We start from the raw sequence: 4292 nt of genomic DNA, 5'->3' as shown, positions 1-4292 counted from the left end.
GGTCTCGACCGGAAGCCCGGCGGCGACCAGCATGTCGCGGCGGGTGACGCTGCCCGAGGCGAGGATAAGCGGCGCCGGCGATAGCCACAGCCGCGTCATGTCGCGATGAACTTCATACGGTGGTCGCGCAGCAGATCGAGGATCGATGCGGCCGTCTCCTCGATCGAGCGGCGCGTCACGTCGATCACCGGCCAGCCCTTGCGGGCGCAGAGGCGGCGCGACTGGGCGACCTCGTCGGCAACCGCCGCCGGGTCGACATAGGGTGTCTCGTCATCGGCGCGCAGCGAGAGCAGGCGGTTCTGCCGGATCTGCACGATGCGATCGGGGCTCGCGACGAGCCCGACGATCAAGGGTTTCCGCGCCCCGTCCAGCTCGACCGGCAGGGGCACGTTCGGCACGAGGGGGATGTTCGCGGTCTTGATACCGCGATTGGCGAGGTAGATGCTCGTGGGCGTCTTCGAGGTGCGGCTGATGCCGACAAGGATCACGTCGGCGCTCTCGAGGTCCCCGCCCATCTGGCCGTCATCGTGCAGCAGCGTGTAGTTCATCGCGTCGATGCGGCGGAAATATTCGGTGTTGAGCACGTGTTGCGCGCCCGGTTTCGTCGCCGAGGTCTGGCCGAGATAGGACTGGAACAAGGACAGCACCGGCTGGAGAACCGACAGGCAGGGACAGCCGAGCTCCCGGCAGAAATTCTCCAGCTTCTCCTGCCACTCCGGCTCGACCAGGGTGTAGAGCACGACGCCGGGCGAGGATTCGATCTCGGCAAGGACGCGGGCAAGCTGCGCCTCCGAACGCACCAGCGGATAGACATGCTCGATCGCCGAGACGGTTTCATATTGCGCGGCCGCGGCGCGGCTCACCGCGATCAGCGTCTCGCCGGTCGCGTCGGAGACGAGATGAAGGTGGAAGTAATTGCGAACCACGGCAGCCCTCGCGGTGAAGCTCGTTTCACCTCTAACGCGAGATACGGCTTTGGCAAATCGGCCTCGCCGATCCGGAGAGCCGATGGGTTATCCCATGGCATCGGGAGTGATGTGGATAAGACTCGCAAGCGACGAGCCCGGGCGCTGCCCCTGTACAACTCGGCCCAACGATCAACAGGCCGGCGGCTGTGCATGGTAAAGAAAGTGTTTCACGTGAATCATTCCGACGGGTCGGAGTGAACCTCCGGATTCCATTCGTTAAGAAAGCCTTAACGGCTTTGGTCCGGGCGAGCCGACCGCGACCTGCTGTCCCACCGCCTGTGGAACGGTTGTGGACAGAATTGCGGCGGGCTATCTCCCCTGCCCAAGAGTCAAAGAAAAAGAGTCTTTCTAAGAATCTCTTTGTTTTAATAGAGGATGTGAGATGGATCGCCCGGCAGGCTCTGTGACGACCGAGACACCTGCCATCCTGCGGGCACTTTCAGGCGAGGTTCTGTCGAAGCCGCCAATCTGGTTGATGCGGCAGGCCGGGCGTTTTCTGCCGGAGTATCGCGAGATTCGGGCGCGTGCCGGCAGCTTCCTGTCGCTGTGCTACAATCCTGAGCTGGCCGCCGAGGTGACGCTCCAGCCGATTCGCCGATTTGGTTTCGACGCGGCCATTCTCTTTTCCGACATTCTCGTGGTGCCTCAGGCGCTGGGCCAGAAGCTCTGGTTCGCGGAGGGCGAGGGGCCGCGTCTCGAACCCGTCGATACGCAGGAGAGGCTCGCAGCCATCGATGAGCTGGCGGATGACGGCAAGCTCACGCCGATCATCGAGACCGTGCAGCGCGTCCGCGGTACCCTGCCCAGGCAGACCGGCTTCATCGGCTTCTGTGGCGCGCCCTGGACGGTGGCGACCTATATGGTCGCCGGCCGCGGAACGCCGGACCAGGGGCCGGCGCGCGCGCTCTTCGCCAGGAACCCGGCGTTGTTCCAGGAGATCATCGACCGGATYGTCGCGGCATCGATCACCTATCTCAACGCCCAGATCGCCGCCGGGGTCGACGCGGTGCAGATTTTCGATAGCTGGGCCGGCGTGCTCGCTCCCGAGGATTTCCAGCGCTGGTGCATCGCGCCGACGAAACGGATCGTCGACGGGGTTCGGGCGGAGCATCCGCAGGTCCGCATCATCGGCTTCCCCCGAGGGGCCGGCCGGCTGATCCCGGATTATGTCCGGGGAACCGGCGTCGATGCGGTCGGCCTCGAAAGCGCGATCGACCGGGATTTCGTGCGTGACGAGATCCAGTCGCTCGTGCCGGTGCAGGGGCACCTCGATCCGCAGATCCTTCGCGCTGGCGGGCCAGAGCTGGAGCGGGAGACCGAGGCGATCCTGGCCGCTTTCGGTTCGGCTCCCTTCGTGTTCAATCTCGGCCACGGCATCCTGCCGGACACGCCGATTTCCCATGTCGAACGTCTGCTCAAGGCAGTGCGCGGCTGAAAGGCTCAAGCCATGTATGAATGGATCAAGGCTTTYCACGTSATGGCGGTCATCTCCTGGATGGCCGGMATGCTCTATYTGCCSMGRYTGATGGTYTATCACGCSGARGCGCAGAYCGGCTCGRTSCAGTCCGARACCTTCAAGRTCATGGARCGMCGGCTSCTCAAGGGCATCATCAATCCGGCGATGATCGCGACCTGGGTGCTCGGGCTCTACCTCGCCTGGTACGCTTTCGCCTTCAAAGGCGGCTGGCTCCACGCCAAGTTCCTGCTCGTCATCCTTCTCTCCGGTATCCATGGCGTCCTGTCCCGGCGGGTGAAGGACTTCGCTGCGGACCGGAACACCAAGTCAGCGCGCTACTATCGCATTCTCAACGAAGTGCCGGCGCTGCTCATGGTCTTCATCGTCATTCTCGTCATCGTGAAGCCGTTCTGACGGGAGCCGTCGTTTCCCGCTTGAGCCCGGCCGCATTTCCCGTTATCAGAATGCCACGCTTCTCCAGCGTCCTCCCTGTTGTCGACTGTTCGTGAGCCCGCTGCCCCGCAGCAGCTCATGGCGCACAATCCCCCCGCGCAGGTTCGGTTCGAACCCAAGTCGATCACTCCAGTACCATCCCCACCCCGCCTTAGCGGGGCGTTAGATCCGGGTGCCCCATGCGGGAAATCAAGCTCCAAGAGCTCAAGAGCAAGTCTCCGACCGAACTGCTGACCTTTGCCGAGGAGGTGGAGGTCGAGAACGCCAGCACCATGCGCAAGCAGGAGCTGATGTTCGCCATCCTCAAGCAGCTCGCCGCGCGTGAGACGGAAATCCTGGGCGAGGGCGTCGTCGAGGTGCTGCAGGACGGTTTCGGCTTCCTGCGTTCGCCCGATTCGAACTATCTGCCCGGCCCGGACGACATCTACGTTTCGCCCTCGCAGATCCGGAAGTTCGGCCTGCGCACCGGCGATACGGTCGAGGGACCGATCCGCGGGCCGAAGGATGGCGAACGCTATTTCGCCCTGCTCAAGGTCAACACGGTCAATTTCGAAGACCCGGAGAAGATCAAGCACAAGATCCACTTCGACAACCTGACGCCGCTCTATCCGGATCAGCGGCTCAAGCTCGAGGTGCAGGATCCGACCAAGAAGGATTTCTCGCCGCGCGTCATCGACATCGTGGCGCCGATCGGCAAGGGCCAGCGCGCCCTGATCGTGGCGCCGCCGCGCACCGGCAAGACCGTGCTGCTGCAGAACATCGCGCAGTCGATCACGACCAATCATCCCGAGTGCTATCTGATCGTGCTGCTGATCGACGAGCGGCCGGAGGAAGTCACGGACATGCAGCGTTCGGTGAAGGGCGAGGTCGTGTCCTCAACCTTCGACGAGCCGGCGTCGCGCCACGTCCAGGTTGCGGAAATGGTGATCGAGAAGGCTAAGCGCCTGGTTGAGCATGGCCGTGACGTGGTGATCCTGCTGGATTCGATCACGCGTCTCGGCCGCGCCTACAACACCGTSGTTCCGTCATCCGGCAAGGTGCTGACCGGCGGTGTCGACGCCAATGCGCTGCAGCGCCCGAAGCGCTTCTTCGGCGCGGCCCGCAACATCGAGGAAGGCGGTTCGCTGACCATCGTGGCCACCGCGCTGATCGATACGGGATCGCGCATGGACGAGGTGATCTTCGAAGAGTTCAAGGGCACCGGCAACTCGGAAATCATTCTCGACCGCAAGGTGGCCGACAAGCGCATCTTCCCGGCGATCGATATCATCAAGTCCGGCACCCGCAAGGAAGAGCTCATCACGCCGCGCTCGGACCTGCAGAAGACCTATGTGCTGCGCCGCATCCTCAACCCGATGGGCCCGCAGGACGCGATCGAGTTCCTGTTGGACAAGCTGCGCCAGACCAAGCAGAAC

General features: G+C 63.5%; 4 protein-coding genes. 3 read left to right on the top strand and 1 reads right to left on the bottom strand.

What is annotated here, in order from left to right; translation table 11 throughout:
- Positions 1–95 precede the first annotated feature (95 nt).
- Positions 96–926: a pyruvate, water dikinase regulatory protein gene (locus tag AB4Y99_RS26115; RefSeq protein ID WP_038359499.1), complete on the bottom strand. Its 831-nt coding sequence runs from the start codon at positions 924–926 to the stop codon at positions 96–98.
- 424 nt (positions 927–1350) lie between these two features.
- Here AB4Y99_RS26115 and hemE point away from each other — a divergent pair, with 424 nt between their 5' ends.
- The 3 genes from hemE to rho form a co-directional block, all read left to right on the top strand.
- Positions 1351–2403: a uroporphyrinogen decarboxylase gene (gene hemE / locus AB4Y99_RS26110; protein ID WP_441525374.1), complete on the top strand. Its 1053-nt coding sequence runs from the start codon at positions 1351–1353 to the stop codon at positions 2401–2403.
- A gap of 12 nt (positions 2404–2415) precedes the next feature.
- Positions 2416–2838: a protoporphyrinogen oxidase HemJ gene (gene hemJ / locus AB4Y99_RS26105; RefSeq protein WP_441525373.1), complete on the top strand. Its 423-nt coding sequence runs from the start codon at positions 2416–2418 to the stop codon at positions 2836–2838.
- 218 nt (positions 2839–3056) lie between these two features.
- A partial coding sequence (rho, locus tag AB4Y99_RS26100; RefSeq protein ID WP_441525372.1) for a transcription termination factor Rho occupies positions 3057–4292 on the top strand: 1236 nt, incomplete at its 3' end.

The organism is Allobosea sp. TAB14, assembly GCF_052113865.1.
Lineage (GTDB): Bacteria > Pseudomonadota > Alphaproteobacteria > Rhizobiales > Beijerinckiaceae > Allobosea > Allobosea spartocytisi.
This window is presented reverse-complemented; position numbering and strand designations above follow the sequence as displayed.